The 19,775-nt window shown below is 63.4% G+C and carries 13 protein-coding genes and 1 pseudogene; 3 read left to right on the top strand and 11 right to left on the bottom strand.

Annotated features, from left to right (window positions below; translation table 11 throughout):
- Positions 1 to 50 precede the first annotated feature (50 nt).
- On the bottom strand, positions 51 to 875 hold the full coding sequence (locus AT302_RS07495) for an SDR family NAD(P)-dependent oxidoreductase (protein WP_058377891.1): 825 nt from the start codon (positions 873 to 875) through the stop codon (positions 51 to 53).
- Between the two features lie 9 nt (positions 876 to 884).
- Entirely contained in the window at positions 885 to 3,227 is a 2,343-nt protein-coding gene (locus AT302_RS07490) for a bifunctional salicylyl-CoA 5-hydroxylase/oxidoreductase (RefSeq protein ID WP_058377890.1), read from the bottom strand.
- A gap of 434 nt (positions 3,228 to 3,661) precedes the next feature.
- Between AT302_RS07490 and AT302_RS28350 the strand changes: the two genes are divergently transcribed.
- A complete protein-coding gene (locus AT302_RS28350) occupies positions 3,662 to 4,507 on the top strand; it encodes a POTRA domain-containing protein (protein WP_084656082.1) in 846 nt (281 codons plus the stop codon).
- Positions 4,416 to 5,096: pseudogene (locus AT302_RS28080) on the top strand (hypothetical protein); the annotation flags it as partial. The gene AT302_RS28350 and the pseudogene AT302_RS28080, both read left to right, overlap by 92 nt.
- Positions 5,097 to 5,546: 450 nt before the next feature.
- On the opposite strand, the gene AT302_RS28075 reads toward AT302_RS28080, so the two are convergent.
- A complete protein-coding gene (locus AT302_RS28075) occupies positions 5,547 to 6,944 on the bottom strand; it encodes a M20 family metallopeptidase (RefSeq protein WP_058377886.1) in 1,398 nt (465 codons plus the stop codon).
- 242 nt (positions 6,945 to 7,186) lie between these two features.
- Between AT302_RS28075 and AT302_RS07465 the strand changes: the two genes are divergently transcribed.
- Positions 7,187 to 8,113: a LysR family transcriptional regulator gene (locus tag AT302_RS07465; protein ID WP_058377885.1), complete on the top strand. Its 927-nt coding sequence runs from the start codon at positions 7,187 to 7,189 to the stop codon at positions 8,111 to 8,113.
- Between the two features lie 61 nt (positions 8,114 to 8,174).
- Here the strand turns inward: AT302_RS07465 and mdtD are convergent, their stop codons facing one another.
- The 8 genes from mdtD to AT302_RS07420 form a co-directional block, all read right to left on the bottom strand.
- Entirely contained in the window at positions 8,175 to 9,635 is a 1,461-nt protein-coding gene (mdtD, locus tag AT302_RS07460; RefSeq protein WP_058377884.1) for a multidrug transporter subunit MdtD, read from the bottom strand.
- A 569-nt stretch (positions 9,636 to 10,204) separates the two neighbouring features.
- A complete protein-coding gene (locus AT302_RS07450) occupies positions 10,205 to 10,777 on the bottom strand; it encodes a hypothetical protein (RefSeq protein ID WP_058377882.1) in 573 nt (190 codons plus the stop codon).
- Between the two features lie 117 nt (positions 10,778 to 10,894).
- Positions 10,895 to 12,796 carry a propionate--CoA ligase gene (locus tag AT302_RS07445; protein ID WP_058377881.1) on the bottom strand — a complete coding sequence of 634 codons (1,902 nt, stop codon included), beginning with the start codon at positions 12,794 to 12,796 and terminating at the stop codon, positions 10,895 to 10,897.
- A gap of 341 nt (positions 12,797 to 13,137) precedes the next feature.
- The gene (locus AT302_RS07440) at positions 13,138 to 14,985 is read right to left on the bottom strand and encodes an ABC transporter ATP-binding protein (protein ID WP_084656080.1); all 1,848 of its coding nucleotides are present in this window, start codon (positions 14,983 to 14,985) and stop codon (positions 13,138 to 13,140) included.
- Positions 14,982 to 16,739, bottom strand: coding sequence for an asparagine synthase-related protein (locus AT302_RS07435; RefSeq protein WP_058377879.1), 1,758 nt, complete (start codon positions 16,737 to 16,739; stop codon positions 14,982 to 14,984). The genes AT302_RS07440 and AT302_RS07435 overlap by 4 nt, the downstream gene beginning before the upstream one ends.
- 73 nt (positions 16,740 to 16,812) lie before the next feature.
- Entirely contained in the window at positions 16,813 to 17,574 is a 762-nt protein-coding gene (locus tag AT302_RS07430) for a lasso peptide biosynthesis B2 protein (protein WP_058377878.1), read from the bottom strand.
- Complete coding sequence (locus AT302_RS07425; RefSeq protein WP_058377877.1) at positions 17,567 to 17,749, bottom strand: hypothetical protein; 183 nt, start codon at positions 17,747 to 17,749, stop codon at positions 17,567 to 17,569. Before AT302_RS07425 ends, AT302_RS07430 begins: the two co-directional genes overlap by 8 nt.
- Positions 17,750 to 17,946: 197 nt before the next feature.
- A complete protein-coding gene (locus tag AT302_RS07420) occupies positions 17,947 to 19,653 on the bottom strand; it encodes a transglycosylase SLT domain-containing protein (protein ID WP_058377876.1) in 1,707 nt (568 codons plus the stop codon).
- Between the last annotated feature and the right edge of the window lie 122 nt (positions 19,654 to 19,775).

Below are 19,775 nucleotides of genomic sequence, written 5' to 3'. Positions count from 1 at the left end.
TGGGTGTCATCGGCACCGTGATCGGGCCATCTGACGCCATTCGATTGTTATCAGCCTGTCAGGACTTCGCCACCAGCAACCGCGACCGATTGGCCGGTGATCGCGCCCGCGCCGGGCTGACACAGCCACAGCACCGTGTCAGCGACTTCATCCGGTTGCACCAGACGTCCTTGGGGATTGTGTTTGGCCAATTCAGCGCGCGCCTCTGCTTCGCTGCGGCCCGTTTTGGCGACGATGTTCGCAATCGTGTCGCGCAGAATGTCGGTCTCGGTGTAGCCCGGGCAGACGGCATTGACCGTCACGCCCTTCTTGGCGACTTCCAGCGCCAGCGCCCGCGTGAGACCGATGACCCCATGCTTCGCTGCGCAATAGGCGGTGACGTACGGATACCCGACCAGCCCGGCCGTGCTTGCCACATTGACGATTCGGCCCCAGCCGGCGGTCACCATCGCGGGCAGCGCGGCCTGAATGCAGTGGAACGTCCCGGTCAGGTTCACGCCGATCATCTGTTGCCACAGCGCGCTGTCGGTCTTGCCGAACGGTGCGCTCACCGCCTGCCCTGCGTTGTTCACGAGCACCTGCACTGGTCCGAAGCGTTCCGCTGCGCGCGCGAAAGCGGCTTCGACAGCGGCGGCATCGGCGATATCAGCGCTCACCCAATTGACCTCACCGTGGGCGGCCAGTGCCTTCGCCCCTGCCTCAAGCGCAGCCTCGCTGCGCCCGAGCAGCGTCACACGCGCGCCCTGTGCGAGCAGCGAGCGCGCCACGGCTTCGCCAATGCCGCGAGCGCCGCCCGTCACGAGGGCGTGCACGCCTGTCAGCGAAGTGGGCACTGCGGCGATAGCCGCAATAGCCGGCGTTGTCTGTTGCGTCATCACGCGTCCTTATTTACCGATCTGTTGTGCGTAGGCGGCAGCACGTTCCAGATTGGTCTCGTACTGACGTTTGCCGGCATAGTACTGCGCCGGCCACGCGAGATCCTTGTAGCCGATCTTTGCCGCTTCGTGCAGCGTCCAGAACGGGTCGGCCAGATGCGGGCGCGCCAGTGCGCACAGGTCTGCGCGGCCCGACGCGATGATGCTGTTCACGTGATCCGCCTCAAAGATGGCGCCCACGGCAATTGTCGGAATACCGGCGTCGTTGCGCACGCGATCGGCGAACGGCGTCTGGAACATGCGGCCATAAACCGGCTTCTCTTCCTTGCTCACCTGACCCGACGAACAATCGATGAGGTCGGCGCCTGCGGCCTTGAAGGCACGGGCGATGAGCACTGCGTCGTCCGGCGTGATGCCGCCTTCGACCCAGTCGCTGGCGGAAATACGCACCGACATCGGCTTGTTCTCCGGCCACACGGCGCGCACCGCGTGGAACACTTCGAGCGGATAGCGCAGGCGGTTCTCCAGCGAGCCGCCGTATTCATCGCTGCGCTGATTCGTCAGCGGCGAGATGAAGCTCGACAGCAGATAGCCGTGCGCGCAGTGCAGTTCAAGCCAGTCGAAACCGGCCTCGGCTGCGCGGCGCGTGGCTTGCACGAAGTCGTCTTTCACGCGGTCCATGTCGGCGCGCGTCATTTCGCGGGGCGTCTGCGAGACACCGTCGATATAGGGCAGCGGCGAGGCAGAAATGAGCGGCCAGTTGCCGTCATCGAGCGGCTGGTCGATGCCGTCCCACGCGAGGCGCGTCGAGCCTTTGCGTCCGGCGTGGCCGATCTGCATGGCGATCTTCGCGTCGCCGCCGGCGTGCACAAAATCGACGATGCGTTTCCACGCGTCGCGTTGCGTGTCGTTCCACAGCCCCGGGCATCCGGGCGTGATACGTGCGTCGGGCGACACACAGGTCATTTCGGCGACGATCATGCCTGCGCCGCCCAGCGCGCGGCTGCCAAGGTGCACCAGATGGAAGTCGCCCGGCACGCCGTCAACGGCCGAATACATGGCCATCGGCGACATCACGATGCGATTCTTGAGCGTGAGTCCGCGTGCCTTGAACGGCGTGAACATCGGCGGAATCGAGTGCTGACCGGCGGTGCGTTCCACACCCGCGTGCGACGCAAGCCAGTCTTCGAAACCGTCGACATAAGCCGCGTCGCGCACGCGCAGATTCTCGTGCGAGATGCGCTGTGAGCGGGTCAGCAGCGAGTAGGCGAATTGTTCCGGCGAGAAATTGGCGTAGCGATCGACGGTCTCGAACCATTCCGTGGAATTACGCGCGGCGTTCTGAATCTTGAGCACTTCGATGCTGCGCGCTGCCTCGTAATCGTTGAGGACACGCGGCAGCGCATCGACGCCGTCGGTCCCCAGACCGTCGGCCAGCGCGATGGAGTCTTCGAGCGCGAGCTTGGTACCCGAGCCGATGGAGAAGTGCGCCGTGTGGGCAGCGTCGCCCATCAGCACCACCGGCACGCGCTTGCCGTCCATATCGTTCCAGTGCACCCAACGCTCGCAGATCACGCGCGGGAACTGAATCCAGATCGCAGAGCCGCGCAGGTGCTTGGCGTTGCTCAGCAGCTCATTGCCGCCGAGGTACTTGGCAAACAGTTGCTCGCAGAACTTCACACCCTCTTCCTGGCTCATCTGGTCGATGCCGTGGGCGCGCCAGACTTCCTCGGGGGTCTCGACGATGAACGTCGACGTGTCGGCATCGAACTGGTAGGCGTGAGCCTGAAACCAGCCGTGCTCGGTTTTCTCGAATGCAAAGGTGAAGGCGTCGAAGCGTTGATGCGTGCCGAGCCAGACGAAGCGATTCTTGCGCGTGTCGATGTCGGGGCGGAACGAGTCGGCGTAACGGGTGCGAATGCGGCTGTTCAGGCCATCGGAAGCGATCACCAGATCGGCTTGATAACGGCGGGCGATCTCCTGATCGTCGGAAACATCCGTCTCGAAGACGAGTTCCACGCCGAGCGCTTCACACCGTGCCTGAAGGATATTGAGAAGCTTCTTGCGGCCAACGCCGATGAAGCCGTGGCCACCCGAGGTGATGGTGCGGCCTTCGAAGTGGATATCGATGTCGTCCCAGTGATTGAAGGCCTCGTTGATCTGTGCGGCGCTCACCGGATCGGCGACCTGGAGGTTGTCCATGGTGGCGTCGGAGAACACCACGCCCCAACCGAAGGTGTCGTACGGACGATTGCGCTCGACCACCACCACGCGGTGCGACGGTTGGCGCAGCTTCATCAACAACCCGAAATACAGGCCGGCAGGACCGCCACCGATACAGACGATATTCATCTCCACCCTCCGGAAAACACAGACCACACACCGTTCACGTCGATCTTTGTTAAATCGTAAATAGTTTATGCCTAAAATACTAGCGAAAAAAATTACCCGCTACAAGCTCGGATTTCGGGCCGGGGACTGGGGAAAACGCGAGGTATCGACGAGCGATCGGCTCGCGATTACCAAATGCTTAAATCATGCGTCCACATGCCAAAAACAGCTTGGGATATCACGTAACACCGTATCGGACGATTCCGATTCTCGTCATTTGAGCGATTTTTACAATTACAAGTCACCGCCAGACTGACAAAATCGCTGTCTGTTTCGCCATCTGTGGTTCTCATTGCAAACCCCGGCCTAACGCGTAGGTGTAAGCCCCCCCGGCTGTAGCACGCCTGTCGTGCTCGCTTTTACGCCCTCCTCCCGCACCTGCGTGCGCACACGAAATGACACGTACCGACGGCCTTCGGCCGACGGGTGTCTTGTTGCGCGCTGCGTTTTCGAACTCATCATCGGGCAATGCATTCGTGACACACCGTGCCAGTCTTGATTTTTTCCCGCCCCGCATCGGCGACATAGTCCTCAGATGCGGTGGATGGTGCCGAACGCTCGCGGCGCGACGCCGTATTGCGCATGCAGTTGCCGCAGCGCTTGTCCTCGCCGTCTCCCTTGTGGCGAACGCCGCCGACACCGCACCGTCCACTCAAGCTACACGGCCCGTACAGCCCGTTCCCCTCCCCGACCTTCGCGACGCCACCCGTCAGGGCGTGCAAGACCAGCGGCTCGAACAGCAACGGCGCGAGACCGAAGAACGCGGCCGACGTAGCGACGCCCCCGATGTCCGCCTGTCCCCCGTCACACCTGTCGCGCCCGCCGCACCAACGGCGCCTGACACCGCGCCACTGACCACGCTACCGGCGGAAGCGCCATGCGTGGTGCTTCGCGACATCGATGTCGCCACCGTGGACGGTACGCCTCTCCCTGCGTCATTCGAATTCATGCACAGCGCCCTGACGCCGTTCATCACGCAGTGCGCGGGGGCTGCGGGGGTCACCCAGATAGCAACCTTCGCCACAGATGCCGTGTTGGCCCGCGGCTGGCTGACGACACGCGTGGTGGTGCCCGAACAGGATCTGACGGGCGGTCGCCTGACGCTGCGGCTAATCCCGGGGGTGATCTCGGCCGACGCAGCACCTGTCAGTGACCTCCGCCGGGTTAAGCAATCGGGGCGGCAGCATCTCTCAGTGGGGAACATCCTCCACGAAACTCGCCCTTCCCGGTGCGCTGGATAACCGCAACGGCCAAATCACCGCCAACGGCGAGGACCTGTCAGTCACCTCGACGGCGCTGGACAACACGTCGGGCAAGATCGAGCACGCGGGCGCGGGGGTGCTGCGCCTGTCAACGGGCCTATTTGATAACGCCGACGGCACACTCGCCACCAACGGCACGATGCGTGTGAGCGCGGATAGCGGGCGCAATGACAGAGGCACCGTCTCCGCGCAGCACGCGCTGTACTTGCTCACGCACGGGTTGATGAGCAATCAAGTCGGTCTGATTCAATCGGGCGGCCTGTTCTCGCTCGACGCTGGGGCGCTGCACAACGACGGCGGTCGTTTATTGGCGTTGAGCGATGCGGAGATGCGAATCAACGTGTCCCGCGAGTTGCTCAACGCCTCGTGCAACGACACCCAAGGCGAGATCGCTGGCAAGGGCGATGTGGCCGTTACGGCCGGCAATGCCATCAATAGCGGGAGATGGGCATCGGACGGTACGTTCCGGTTCGAGACGGCGGGCAGCCTTCTGAACACCGGCGGTCAGATTCTCGCCCGTCAACACGTCGTGCTTGCCGTGGGCAATGTTCTGGACAATTCCGGCGGCAAGTTGGATACGGCTGGCCATCTAGATACGTCGGCTAACACGATCCGCAACGTTCGCGGGCAGATGTCCTCCGCCCGGTTGACGATGAATGCAGTCCGGCTCGACAACGACACGGGCGAGATTGTGCAGTCCGACCCGCAGGGCGATGCGCCCGCGCACCTGAACATCACGGAAGCCCTGAGCAATCGCACTGGAGCCATCAAGCTTGCCGCGCGTGACGCACGGATCGAGACACGGACATTCGACAACACCAGCGGTACAGTCGCGCATGCGGGTGACGGCAACCGTAGACGATCAAGTCATACCATTCGAGCGCATTGCCAATCGACGTGGCAACGATCAACTTGTAGACGGGCACGTGGGCGGTCGTGCGGGCATCGGAAGAAGCTTCCGCGCCGACATCCGGAAGACTTCCCGTGTGCCCCGCCCCGGAGGCGGTTGCAGATGTGTTCATCGCGGTTTTCCCTCTTTCAGATCGACGTCGCCCAGATCCCAGAACAATCCCGCCATGATTTGCAACGCCTCACGCGCCACCGAGCCAAGCAAGTGCTCGTCGGGCGCATGCTGCGAGCAGGCCGGGTATGAATGCGGCACCCACAATGTCGGCAAGCCCAGCACGTCGGCAAACACATCGTTCGGCAACGTGCCACCGAGATTGGGCAGCAGGACCGGCGGCTTGCCGGTGGTCTCGCGCATCGACGCCAGTGCCCACAACACCCACGGGTCCTCCGGATCAAGGCGCGTCGCCATCACCCCGCGCTCCACTTCCACATCGACCATCGTGAAGCCGTGCGCGTCGAGATGCTGGCGTACGATCTCGCCCAGTCGCTCCCAGTCAGTGCCGACCACGAAGCGGATCTGCATGTGGGCATAGGCGTAGGGGGGAATCGCGTTGACCGGCTTTTCGGGGTTGCCCGTCTTGAACGCCAGCACTTCGATGTTGTTCCAGCCGATCACGCGCTCGGTTGGGGTCAGGCCCGGCTCGCCGTAGTCGGCATCGACTTCGGGATCGTTCGGACCACCGCCGACTTCCAGACCGGCAAGCGCGCGGCGCACCGACGCAGGCAGCGCCGGCGGACGGAGCCCTTCGACCAGAATCTTGCCGTTGCCATCGACCATCGACGCAATCGCGTTGGCCAGCACCACGCCCGGGTTGCGCAACAAGCCGCCCCAGTTGCCCGAGTGGTGACCACCTTCACGCAGATTCAGACTCAGCTTGAAGTTGACGAGACCGCGCGAGCCGAGGAAGACCGTGGGGTGCGTTGCTGCTAAGCGCGGACCGTCGGAGGCGATCAGGACGTCGGCACGCAACTCCTCGCGCAGTTGTTCACAGACTGCGTGCAGGCCGGGCGAGCCCATTTCCTCGCCCATCTCCACGATCATCTTCACGTTGTAGCCAAGTTTGCCGCCGCGTGCGGCGAGTACTTCTGCGAGCGCCGCCAGGTTGATCGTGTGCTGCCCTTTGTTGTCCGCGGTGCCGCGTCCGTACCAACGGTCGCCCTCGACGACGATCTCCCACGGCTTCAGGCCGGTGCGCCATTGCGCGTCGTAGCCACGCACCACGTCGCCGTGACCGTAGGTCAGCACCGTGGGCAGGTCGTCACCTTCGCGGCGTTCCGCAATCAGGAACGGACCGCCGCCCGGCGCCGGGTTCGGCACGATACGCGAGGTAAAACCCAGCGCGGCGAGCGCGGGGGTCATTTCGTCTGCGAGATAAGCGTGGAGAATCTCGCCGCTATCAGCTTCCTGACTCTCTGTCTTGAACGCCACGCGGCGGTTGAGGGTATCGAGAAATGCGCCCGAATCGTATTGGGCGGTGGCTTGGGCAATTGCGGCATTACGGGTCACTGCATGTCTCCAGATGGCTTATGGGGACGGCGGCCGGGGCTCGCACAAGCGCTGCGACGCGTGTCGGTAGCACGCTCTGGCACAACCGTTCAGGCCATTCTAGAAGTCGGTTTTTTTGACAACAATGATAATATTTCGAACGTTTCTTTGCCGTTTCGGCAAAGCAGAAAGCGAGCATTCCGCGCGTGTCAGCGCCTTTGCCTATCGTTGTTTCCGCCCTTGTCCATGGCCCCATCTCGCCCATGCAAACTCACGCCTTGCGTTACTTTCTCGAAGTGGCTCGAACCGGGTCGCTCAGCCGCGCGTCGGAGCGCCTGCACGTCGCGGTATCGGCACTGAGCCGACAGATCGCCAAGCTGGAAGAGGATCTGGGCACGCCACTGTTCGAGCGACGTCCTCGGGGCATGGTGCTTAGCGAGGCGGGAGAAATGCTGGCCGATCACGCGCGGCGCGTCTTGCTCGATGCCGAGCGGGTGACGTCGGAAATTCGGGGGCTGACTGAAGTGGGACGCGCCACGATTCGCGTGGCAAGCGCCGAGGGTGTAGCGCGAGATTTCCTGCCACAGGTTTTCGCGCGCTTCCGAGAGGCTTACCCCGGCGCGCATTTCCTGCTCGATGTCGTCTCACCGTTCGTGGCAACCGAGCGGGTGCGCGATGGTGAGGCCGACATTGCGGTTTGTTTCAGCGTGGCGCCGGAAAAAGGCGTGCAGGTCGTGCACACCCAGCCCGCACCGATCTACGCGTTGATGGCACGCGCGCATCCGTTGGCGAAGCGTCGCGATGTGGCGCTGGCTGACCTGCTGCCCTACCCGCTCGCGCTGTCGAATGCCGGTGTGACCATCAGGCAGATGTTCGATCTGTGCTGCACGCTCGAAGGGCTGTTGTTCGAGCCCGTGTTCGTCAGCAACTACCACGCGGCACTGCACAGCTTTGTGCGCTCAGGTAACGCCGTCACCCTCACCGGCCTGCTGACCGTACGCAGCCGCCTCGCGCCGGAAGGTCTGGTCGCCATTCCGATCCGCAACCCGGCGTTACATCAGCGCTCGCTGCAAGTGCAGACGATGGCTGGCCGCACACTGCCCGCGCCCGTCGAAGCGTTCCTCGGGCTGCTGATCGATGCAATCCGTGCGCCTGAGATTCTTGACCGGCCGCTCGCTGCACGCGACTGACGCGTTTCACGCTGCCGGTGTCGCCGGAGCCTTCGTACCGCTTGGTGACAGTCAACGTCGCCTAGTTGGCGGGCGGCGGCGGTGTCGTGGCTGCGGCAGCGGCCTGTGCGGGCGTCACGTGTTCGTCGTTCGCGAGTTGTTCCCGATCGGTCAATTGCGCGAAGATCCATGCCGAACAGCAGGTGATGAACCCGACGCAAGCAAACGTTGCGCGGAACGCCGGCAACGCACCAACGCCCGCGCTCTCGCCAAACGCCCCGGTGAACGTCACGAGCAACGCGCCGCCGACCGTCAGACCGAAGCTCATCGCCAGCATCTGCACCAGCGAGAACAGGCTATTGCCGCCGCTGGCATCGTCCGGATTCAAGTCCTTGAGCGTCAGCGTATTCATCGCGGTGAACTGAATCGAATTCACACCGCCGAGAATCCCCAACTGCACGATGAGCAATGGCACCGGGTAATGCGGCGTCACCAGCGCGAAACTCGCCATCACCACGCCCGCGAGGATCGTGTTCCAGACCAGCACCGAACGGTAACCGTACCGCGTCACCAAGTGCGTCGCGAGGCTCTTGGCAAAGATGCCGGTGATCGTGATCGGCAACATGAGCAACCCCGCCTCGAATGCGGAATAGCCAAGACTGACCTGAAGCAATAGCGGTACGAGGTAAGGTACCGCCGCAATGCCGATACGCGCAAACAGGTTGCCCAGCAGGCCAACGCTGAACGTATGCACGCGGAACATCGCCAGCGAGAACAGCGGCTGCGGCGTGCGATTGGCATAAAGCCCATAGGCGACGAAACCGGCAAACCCGACGACCAGCAACACGAGCATGAGGGCATGCGCCCCGGCCATGTCCGCGTGACGGTCGAGCGCCAGCGACGTGGCAATCATCCCGACGGAGAGGAGCAGGTAACCCTTGATGTCGAACCGGGTCTGATGTGGTGCCCTCGCATTGACCAGAAAGAAGTGCGCCGCGACGCAGCCGAGCACGCCCACCGGCACATTGATGAGGAAGACCCAATGCCACGAGGCCACCTTGACCAGCCAGCCGCCAAGGGTCGGGCCGATCAGCGGACCGATCATGCCCGGCACGGCGACGAACGCCAGTGCTTGCAGGTATTGCTCGCGCGGGAATGCGCGAAGCACCGCCAAACGCCCCACGGGCAACAACATAGCGCCGCCAAACCCCTGCACCACTCGCCAGAGGACGAGCGCATCGAGCGTGGTCGAATAGGCGCACATCGCCGAGCCGATGGAAAAGATCGTCAGTGCGCTCGTGAAAACGATGCGTGTGCCGAGCCGGTCGGCCAACCACCCCGAGAGCGGAATCGTCACAGCCATTGTCAGTGCGTAGGCAATGACGACTGCCTGCATGTGCAGCGGCGACTGACCGAGATCGCGTGCCATAGCAGGCAATGCCGTGTTGACGATTGTCGAGTCCAGCGTCTGCATGAAGAAGCCAACGGACACGACGAGAAGCATCGCCTTTTGTCGCCAGGCAGTGAGGGTGGGTTCGGTCATAGCGCCACGTCATCGACGGAAATCACGGATCCGCGTATGTTCGCATACCCTCCATGAATGCAACGGCAATCTCGTCAATGTCATCGAATGCGTAGTCCCTATGCAGATCCTCGGACCAACATCGACCGTGCGCCAGCCAGTGTCGATAGCGCATGGCATAAATCAAGTCCTGGATAGTTTCTCGTTGGACCAAGGCCTCCTCACCCCAAAGACGAAGCAAATCGCTTTCAAAGCGTGCGCGATGCCCCTTTTTCCTGTGCAAGGAACGCATGGCCCGTGAGAGACGATCTCGAGAGCAGCCGCGCACACGTCGTTGATAGTCGATCCGGACTGCGCCCTCCACCGCAGCAAGGAGCATCAACGATCCGGCATGATCGAGTTCCACCGCTAACGTCTCACAACTTGAGTCGTTGGCTTCATCCGCTTGACCATCGGCGGGACGACCTCGTGAATGGCGACCCGAGACACAGGTTTCGCAGTAGGCGCCAAGTGCTCGACGGATATCCCGCCAACATCGGGTGGTGTCGTCTGGAGAGGGCATTGACGTTGGCACACCGCGCTGCTCAGGTTCAACGATCATCATCGTCAAGGCATATCCCCGCGGTGACACCCATCAGGGCTTCCTGGAAAAATTCCGCATCAACGTGGATGAAAGTGGTATCTCGCTGGGGCATGGCAAGCTTCCAGATCCAAGTTTCGGGTGCCGAATTCTCGTCTCCGGGCTCGCCATACCAAAGGGGGTTATCAGCACGGCGCCACCGACGCGAGACTTCCGGGGGGACCACGACAAAGCGAGCGCTGCCGTGCGGGCCTTTCATGTTGATCTGCCCGCGCGAGCTCCGCAGGAGGGTCCCGACCGGGGTCAACGTCACCTCGTCCCTGCCGATGTGGAGCTGCGCGCAACGCGCCCGATAGACGCCGATCAACGCCTCCCTGATCTGTACCTCGCCGTAACGCACGAGCACACGCCCGTCCTCCACATACGGTGAGAGGCTCGACTCAACGAACTTGTAGAAAATATCGAGATTGCGATGCCACAACGCCAGTTCGGCATCGAAGTCGAGCGTTGTGCGAGGCAGGACTGCCTCAGCCAGTTGAGTACCGATGAACTGGTCAAATCGTTCAGACGACGTGAGCTGCATGGAGAACTTCCGGAGAGCGAGGGGCCAGCAGCTATCATCCCATCATCGCTTTTCCAAAGCACTGCGGCACAGTCCGAAAAATCAACTGTGCCGCAGCGCTCTACAACCACCCGCCTGTTACTTCCCTCGCACGGCCTCACGCACCTGTTCCAGCGCCGTCGGGTCTTCCAACGTGATGAGATCGCCCGTCTCGCGGCCCTCGCAGATCGCCTGAATCGCTCGGCGCAGCAGCTTGCCCGAACGTGTCTTGGGCAGCATCGACACGAAGTACACGCGCGCCGGACGCGCCACCGCGCCCAGTTGCTTGTCCACTGTCTTCATCACATCGCCCTCCAGCGCCATCCGCTGCTCCACCGTCTCTGCCAACGCCGGCTGACGCAGCACGGCGAACGCGATGGCCACCTGCCCCTTGAGGGCGTCCTGCGCGCCGATCACCGCCACTTCCGCCACCGCCGGATGGCTCGCAATACTCTCCTCGATCTCGCGCGACCCCAACCGGTGACCCGCCACATTGATCACGTCGTCCGTGCGCCCAAGGATGAAGTAATAGCCATCGTCGTCGCGCACGCCCCAGTCGAAGCTCGAATACAACTGGCGCCCAGGTACCGTCTCCCAGTACGTCTTGACGAAGCGCGCGTCGTCGCCCCACAGCGTGCTCATGCACCCCGGCGGCAGCGGGCCTTCGATGGCCAGCACGCCCTTCTGATTCGGCCCGCAATCTTCGCCGGTGACCTCGTCAACCAGCTTCACGTCATAGCCATACACGGCCTTGCCCGGCGAGCCCAGCTTGCTCGGCAGTTCCTCAATACCACGCGCCATCCCAAGAATCGGCCAACCCGTTTCCGTCTGCCAGTAGTTGTCGACCACAGGTTTTCCCACACCGTCCGTCAGCCATCGCGCCGTGGGCTCGTCCAGCGGCTCGCCCGCGAGGAAGATCAGCCGCAGCGAAGACAAATCGTATTGCGTGAGATACGCAGGGTCCTGCTTCTTGAGCACGCGAATTGCCGTCGGTGCCGTGAACAGTTGCGTCACCCGATATTTCTCGACAATGCGCCACCAGATGCCACCGTCCGGACGAATCGGCGTGCCCTCGTACATCACCGTGGCAATGCCTGCGAGCAGCGGCGCATACACGATGTAGCTATGCCCGACCACCCACCCGATGTCTGACGCACAGAACATCGTGTCGCCCGGCTTCGCGCAGAAGATGTGCTGCATCGACGAAGCCAACGCTACCGCGTAGCCCCCCGTGTCGCGCTGCACGCCCTTCGGCTTGCCCGTCGTCCCCGACGTGTAAAGCACGTACGACGGCTCGCTAGATTCGAGCCACTCGCACGGCACCAACGCATCGAGATGCTGCTCGCGCAGGGCCGCATAGTCGACGTCGCGCCCTTCGACCCGATCCATCGGCGCGAGGCCACGGTCGATGAGCAGCACGTTGCCCGGCTTGCTTTGTGCCAGCGCAATCCCTTCGTCCAGCAGCGGTTTGTAGGGCACCACCTTGCCGTTGCGCGAGCCGGCATCCGCAGACACGATCACTTTCGGGCGCGCATCGTCAATGCGGGCGGCAAGATTCACCGACGCAAACCCGCCGAACACCACCGAGTGAATTGCGCCGAGGCGGGTGCAGGCCAGCATCGCGAAGAGCGCCTCGGGCACCATCGGCATGTAGATCAGTACGCGCTCGCCGCGCGTCACGCCCAACGATTGCAACGACGCGGCCATGCGATTGACCTCGGCGGCCAGCGCGTCGTAGGTGTACACGCGCTCCTGTTCGGTTTCCGTCGACACCCAGATCAGCGCGTTTTGCGAGCCACGCGACGGCAGATGGCGATCGACCGCGTTGTGGCAAAGGTTGGTGCGGCCACCGACAAACCAACGGGCAAACGGCGGCTTGTCGTAATCGAGCACTTTGGTGAATGGCGTCTCCCAGTCGATCAGACGCGCTTGTTCCTCCCAGAACGCCTCGCGCGATTCGGGCGTCACCGAGCGGGCGTGAAACGACGCATACGAAGTCATGATGTCTCCTTGCATGTTTTGGTGGGCTCGCGCGCGTCGCACCCTCGCTGAATGCAGCACAGGACTGGACTACGCGCGGCGCCGGATCAAGCCGGCAATGTCGATACACCGAGCGGGTATCGACAGCAAAGCGGGTATGGCATGGAATTCGTCGGACACCCTAGGATGCCTCACGTTCAGTGTGCGCGTTGACGCTTACGGAAGGCTTACCCCGGGGGCGGCTCAGGGCGCTGTAGAACCTAGGGATTACGCGGAGAATATTGCCAAGTCTGACGAGGAGAACGCGGGGGGATGGGTTAGCCGCTCGGGGCGCGGGCAACCAGCGAGCCGAACCAAGCGCGTTAGCCAAGCACGGCTTCGGCCCCGAGATCGGCCTGCTGCGCCTGCCACATACGGGCGTACAGGCCACCTCGGGCGAGCAGCGCCGAGTGGGTGCCGACGTCGACGATATGCCCTTGATCCATCACGACAATCCGGTCGGCGCGACAAATGGCCGCCAGCCGATGGGCCACGACCACGCATGTCGCGCCTGCACGTTCGTGAGCCAGACGGTTGAGGATGCGGGCTTCGGTGAGGGCGTCGAGCGCAGCGGTGGGTTCGTCGAACAGCAGCCATCGGGGGCGCCCCCACAGAGCGCGGGCGATGTTTACCCGTTGACGCTCCCCGCCGGACAGTCCCATGACCGAAATCACGTCCGGCACTTCGGCAAGGGTCGCCACACGCATGAATTCGTCGCGAATCGCGGGATCGTCGGGAAGCGCTGCATTGAGCAGGCCCGCTCGATAGGCGACATTCTCAAACACGGACCGGTCGAACAGCCGGCAGTCTTGTGTGACGAATCCGGTCACACGACGCAGTGCCGTCGCGGCGACACCATTGAGCGCACGACCATCGATGCGCACCTGCCCCTGCGTCGGTAACGTGAGCCCTGTCATCAGGCGCAACAACGTGGATTTGCCAGCGCCCGACGGTCCGACGATTGCCACGTATTCTCCGGCACGAATTCTGAGGCTGACACGCGCAACCACCGGCGTGCCGTCACCCAGCGTCACGCCGACCTGATCAAGTTCGATGCACGGGGCGCGCGGTGACGGCACGGCCAGAGCACCTGCCGCCGCAGTTGCGCCGCCTTGTCCCGACTCGTTCGCCTCTTTCGCTGCGTCCACATCTTCCACGCCTTCCACGTCGTCCGTCATCGGCCCACTCGTGGCATCGCGCAGATGCTCGTCAACACTGACCAGCGCTCTCGCCACTTGCGACACCAGCGCGCCCAGCATCGCCGCCGGTAGCGCGAATTGCAGCAGATAGGCGTTGATCTGCACCAGCGTGCCGACGGGTTCCGCGCCGCGCATGACGTCACGCACAGCGAGCAGCGTCATGGCCGACACCCCGAGCGCCATGATCGCCATCTGACACGCACTCGTGACCTGCGCCGTAGTCGCCGTCGCGAGCGCCGCTACATAGCGCGTGCGCAGGCGTTGCGACAGTCGGCCGATCTCTGCGGGCTCTTGCGCAAACGTCTTCACACATTCGAGTTGCGTCAGCGTGTCAGCAAGCGCCCCCATCGTGGCACGAGAGATATCGTTCGCCTGCGCTTCGCGGCGCGTCACACGGGCAAGCGATGGACGCAGTGTCAGCACATAGGCCACCACCGTAGCGCCCAGCAACACTCCGTACATCGCACCGAAGTTGACCATCAGGATGATGCCCGTCGCCAGCACCTGCACCGCCAGCGGCAGCAACCCGAACACCAGACCGGTCACGATGACAGGCAACGCCACCTCCACACGGAAGAGGCAATCCAGCGTCTGTCCCGCATTCACCTCGCGTGCGCGATGCGCCGGCAGGCCGACAAGCCGCGACAGATAACCCAGTGCCGTACGTCGTCGCAGGTCTTCCATCGCGCGCTGAATCAACAAGTCTTTGCCGCGCTCGCCAATCGCCGCTGCCGACCAAAGCACCACGTAGGCCGTCGCCAACGGCAACGCATAACCGACTGCCCGCTCGCCCGTCAGTGCATCGACCGCGAGCCCGAGCACCCACGGCGCCACAAGCCGCAACGCCAGCATGAACGCCGCCGCCAGCGCCGCCATCACCACCCAAACACGATGACGCGATGTCTGCGTCTCGCGCGCCCAGAGCCTTCGCAGCACAAAACATAGCGCCTGCCAGCCAGCTTGCCTCGTCATACCGCGCCCGCGCGCCAACCGCGTACGAACATTTCGATCGCGTACAGCCGGCGGATCGTCGTCATCGATTCGAGATGATGGTGCGCCACGCGTCCGATCGCCCGGCGGCAAGCGTCGCGGTCAATCCAGCCCGATGCGGCGCAATAACCGTCGAGACAGACCTCTTCGACATGGGCCAGATTCGCTGCAGCGCCGGCCCCCACCATGCCCGTCAACACGCCCTTGTCACGCCGCCAGAGATTCGGCAACCCGCTCGCCAGATACGCTGCGCGGCGCAGCGGCAGGCGGTTATGCATCGCATTGAACAGGCGGTAGGTCGGCATCTTCAACCCCGCTTCGACCATGGGCTGTGTGAGGAACGGAAATACCGTACCTGCCGGGGCGAGCGATGGTTGCACTTCCACGTCGCGCAGGTTGCCGAGAATGCCGAGGACCTGCGCCCGCTTGCCGGGACGCACGCGCAACGCCCAGCGCGACAGCCACGCCGACGCCAACGGTTCAGTGCGCGGCGTATCGGCAATGCGGGCCGCTGGCGTGAGCAGCCCCGTCGAGAGCGCGGCATCCGGGTTCGCATGACGCTGCCCGAGTTGCGCGAACGCGCCCTGCGCGACCCACCACAGTGGCAAGCGCTGCATCACTGCCAGATCGCGCCATGCGCTGAATGCACGGCGCCATTGACCGTCCGCAAAAGCATCGAGAAATGCCCCATTGGGCGGCGGTGCAAGAAAAATGGCATCACCACCGTGGCCGTTCACCAGCCGATGGCCACTGTAGGTACTCAGCCGCTCACGCACGGCATCGAGCTGCGCCAGCATGCACAGATGCAGTGCCGGGCGGGCGAGACGCGGGATTGCCGACGACGGCGATGGCGAGAACGCTGCGCAGTCGATATCCAGCCGCTCGAAGGCCATGCGCACATGGCGCGCGACGCTGCCGGCATGATGCGACTCGTCGCTCGACGGCGACGACGGATCGCGATGATTGATCGCCGTACAGGTGTCCGCCCGTCCCGACTCGGCGAGTGCCAGCGCGAGCGAGGTCGACTCTACGCCGCCCGACAGTTCAAGCACCGCAGGCCGGTCGCCGACACTACGTTCCACCGAACGTCGCAGTAGCCGCAACAGGCCCTCGCCCGAGGCCACGTTCTGCGCATCGTGATCGGCCATCCGCCAGTCAGGCCACCACACGACACGCGTTTGTGGCGCACCGCGCTCCGGGATCCACAGCGCGTGGCCCAGCGGCAGCCGCTCGACATCGTAAAGCGCACACTGCACGCCTCCCAGATCGCCATGCACGAGAAACGACTTCAGCGCGAGGCTATCGAAGCTGGGATGATCGTCGACCAGTGCTGCCGGGTCAGCCCCCACATGCACGGCGCCATCGCGGCAAAAGCGGTAGTACGTCGGACACTGCCCGCAGGGGTCGCAGAGCACCAGCGTCGTGCCACGCCAGCGGTCATGCACGATGACGCGATAGTGCCCCCAGTAACGCTCCACAAAGCGCTCGGGCGACTCCAGCGCCAACCGCGCTACATCCATGCCCGGGGCGACCTCCCGGCCATCCTCCTTGAGAAACAACGTGCCGCTGATGTACCAGGCCAGCAGTTCGCTCTGTCCGCTCGAATGCAGCCGCGTACTGTCGGCATCGGGACGAATGCGCGCCACCGGCACGCCGTCCAGACCGCGCATCACCACGGCGTCGGGAAAGGGTTCGTGCCGCTCGGCAGGTCCCGGTCTCAGGCGGGCAAGTTTCATCAATGGCTCCGTGCTGGGATGCTTGAATGTTTGAGGGATTCAACAATCGGTGCGACGCCAACTCGGTCGCAAATCAGACCGGTGTCTCGTAGATCACGGCGAGTTGCTCGCGTCGGCGTAAGTCGTCGCCAATCACCCGCGCGTCGGTCTCCGTCCACGCGTGCGCATAGAAGGGCTGACGCTGTACGCCGATCACCAGCCGCAGGCGCAAGCCGTCGCGTGCGCACCAAGCGGTGAGCGCGGCATACCACGGCAAACATGGCGAGCATTGCGGATATACCAGCGCGGCGCTGTGCATCGCGGCCACGTAAGGCAGATAGTCCTGAGGCGCGCCGTACTGCGTTCTAACGCCGGACTGCGAGCGCGCCACCATGTCGACCACACCGCGCATGCGCGCGCGCCGCGTCACGCGCTGGGCCTGCCAGAGCCAGTACCCCGCGCGCATCACGTCACGCACCCGCGACTCGCGCGTCACGTCGGCGGGCATGGCGAGCCATGCGTCGAAGCCGAGTCGCGGCGACATATCGCGTTTCGCAATACGGGGATCGGGCGTGGCGTGCGCACCGGGCGCGAGAATGCCTTGTGCGTCGAACATCGCCTGCGTGGCGAGCAGAACATCACCGGGAATATCGCCGTCAACGCGCCAGCCGATCAATCGGCGCAACCCCTGCGAGTGCTTGTAGGAGAGATTGAAGTAGCGGTCATCCGAGAGCTTGAGCACCACGACGTGACCGTCGATACCCGCGATGTGAACATCGGGTGCCAGATGACGGAAAACCGGCGCGTCCGCACACGCGCCGGTTCCGATGTGTGTCGGGTCGGACACCTCAGGCATGGCCCCCGGTCAGCGGCGGCAACGTGGGAATGCAGATCGGCTTGAAGCACAGCGGCAGGAGCGTGATGCCTTCCGCGTCGTTGCCGAGCACGCCACGCGTGGCATGCGTGGCGTCCACGGCGGCCAGCGCTTCGAGTTCGGACACTTCTTTCGCAGTTGCCATTGCCTTATTCATTTAGCACTCCTTATGTCATGGGCACGAACGGAATCGTCCGCGTCTCCATCATAGGAAACGAGAGCCAGTGCATTTATGGGAATTTTCCGAAGGCAGGTGCCCGGAATCGGTAACCGCTTACCGAGGGGAAAAACAAAACGCCCGTGAGAGTGATCTCACGGGCGTCGGGTACAAACTTGTGCTGCGTCTGAAGCGTCTTAGCGCTGTGCGGTCTTCGTGACCTTGGCAGGGGCCTTGGCGACCGGCTTAGCTGCCGTCTTGGCAACCGTCTTGGTCGCCGCCTTTGCCGGTGCCTTGCCAGCCGACTTGGCCGGTGCAGCCTTCGCGGTCGATGCCACGGTCTTGGTCGTCTTGGCGGCCGGACGGTGGTCGACCACACGAATCATCTTGCCGTTCTTGCCCTTGACCAGACGCGTGCGCGGCGCGTCGTCATCATCCTTGCTGGCTGACGCGGCGACAGGGGCAGCAGGCGCTGCCGACGCCGCCATCACACGCGACGCATCCTTCACCGGCACATGCAGCACCAGCAGTTGCCCGCCGGTCAGCGCGTCGCGGCGCAGATGGTTCCAGCCCTTGATCTGGGCCACGGAGACACCGCTGCGCGATGCGACGGCGGCGAGCGTGTCGTGCTTGCGGGCACGCACCATCACCTTGCGGGTGTCGGGCAGATCCGGCTCCAGCGCCAGCACGGCGTTGGTCGCCACCGATGCGCTGATGTCTTCGTCGATGTCATCCGAGCGCGGCACCAGCAGCGTGGAGCCCGCTTTCAGACGCATGCGCGGCGCAATGTTGTTCACCGAGCGAATCACGGCGGCGTCGACGCCGAGCTTGCGAGCCACGTCTTCCGGGCGCTCGCGCGATGCCGACGTGTACGTCGTCCAGCTCGACAGCGGTTTGTCGTAGCCCTTCAGGCGCTTTTGGAAAACTTCGGCGCTATCGAACGGCAGCAGAATCTGCGGCTGGGCAGCACCAAGAATCACCGGCTTGCGGAACGACGGGTTGAGTGCGCGGAATTCATCGAGCGGCAGATCGGCCAGCTTGGCGGCCAGCGCCACGTCGATGTCACGCTTGGTGGTCACGCTCACGAAATACGGGTGATTCGGAATCTCCGGCAGCTTCACGCTGTAGAGCTCCGGGTGCGCAATGATGTTCTTGATCGCTTGCAACTTCGGCACGTAGTAACGCGTCTCGGTCGGCATGCGCAGGCTCAGATAATCGGTCGGCAGCCCTTGCGCCTGATTGCGGTCGATGGCGCGTTGCACATTGCCTTCGCCCCAGTTGTACGCGGCCAGTGCCAGATGCCAGTCGCCGAACATCGCATACAGCTTCGACAGGTAGTCCAGTGCGGCGGTGGTCGAGGCGAGCACGTCGCGGCGCTCGTCCTGGAACATGTTCTGCTTCAGGTTGTACGTCTTGCCGGTGCTCGGGATGAACTGCCACATGCCGGCGGCCTTGGCCGTCGACAGCGCTTGCGGGTTGTAGGCGCTTTCCACGAACGGCAGCAGCGCGAGTTCCGTCGGCATATGACGGCGCTCAAGCTCTTCAACGATATGGAACAGATACTTGTTCGAACGCTGGATCATGCGCTCCACGTACTCGGGGCGCTGCGCGTACCACTGCGTGCGGTCCTGCGCGAGATCGGTGTCGAGATCGGGAATGGAGAAGCCATGGCGGATGCGGGCCCAGAGGTCGGCATCGTCGCTGCCGTAGGCCAGATCATTGATCGAGTCGGTATCAAGGTCGATCGTCTGATCGCTCGACACGCGTTGCTTTCCCTTGGCATTCGATGCGAGCGGCGACTTGCTCTGCGCTTCGGGCGTGGAATTCGATGCACCTGTAGGTGGCGCTGTACTGGCACAAGCCGCCAGAAGCAGCGTCAGAAGCAAGCTAACGATAAGTCGCATTGATCGGGCTCGAATAGGGTGACATCTTCATGAAATTGGCAAGGATGTTAAGGAAACCCTTCGGATGCGTCAACCTTTATGCCTAAATTTTTTGCAAATATTCGCCCAAAACGCCCGAAAAA

It is taken from the genome of Pandoraea norimbergensis, assembly GCF_001465545.3.
GTDB lineage: Bacteria > Pseudomonadota > Gammaproteobacteria > Burkholderiales > Burkholderiaceae > Pandoraea > Pandoraea norimbergensis.
Note: the sequence above shows the minus strand (reverse complement) of the source record. Positions and strands in the feature narration are given on the sequence as shown.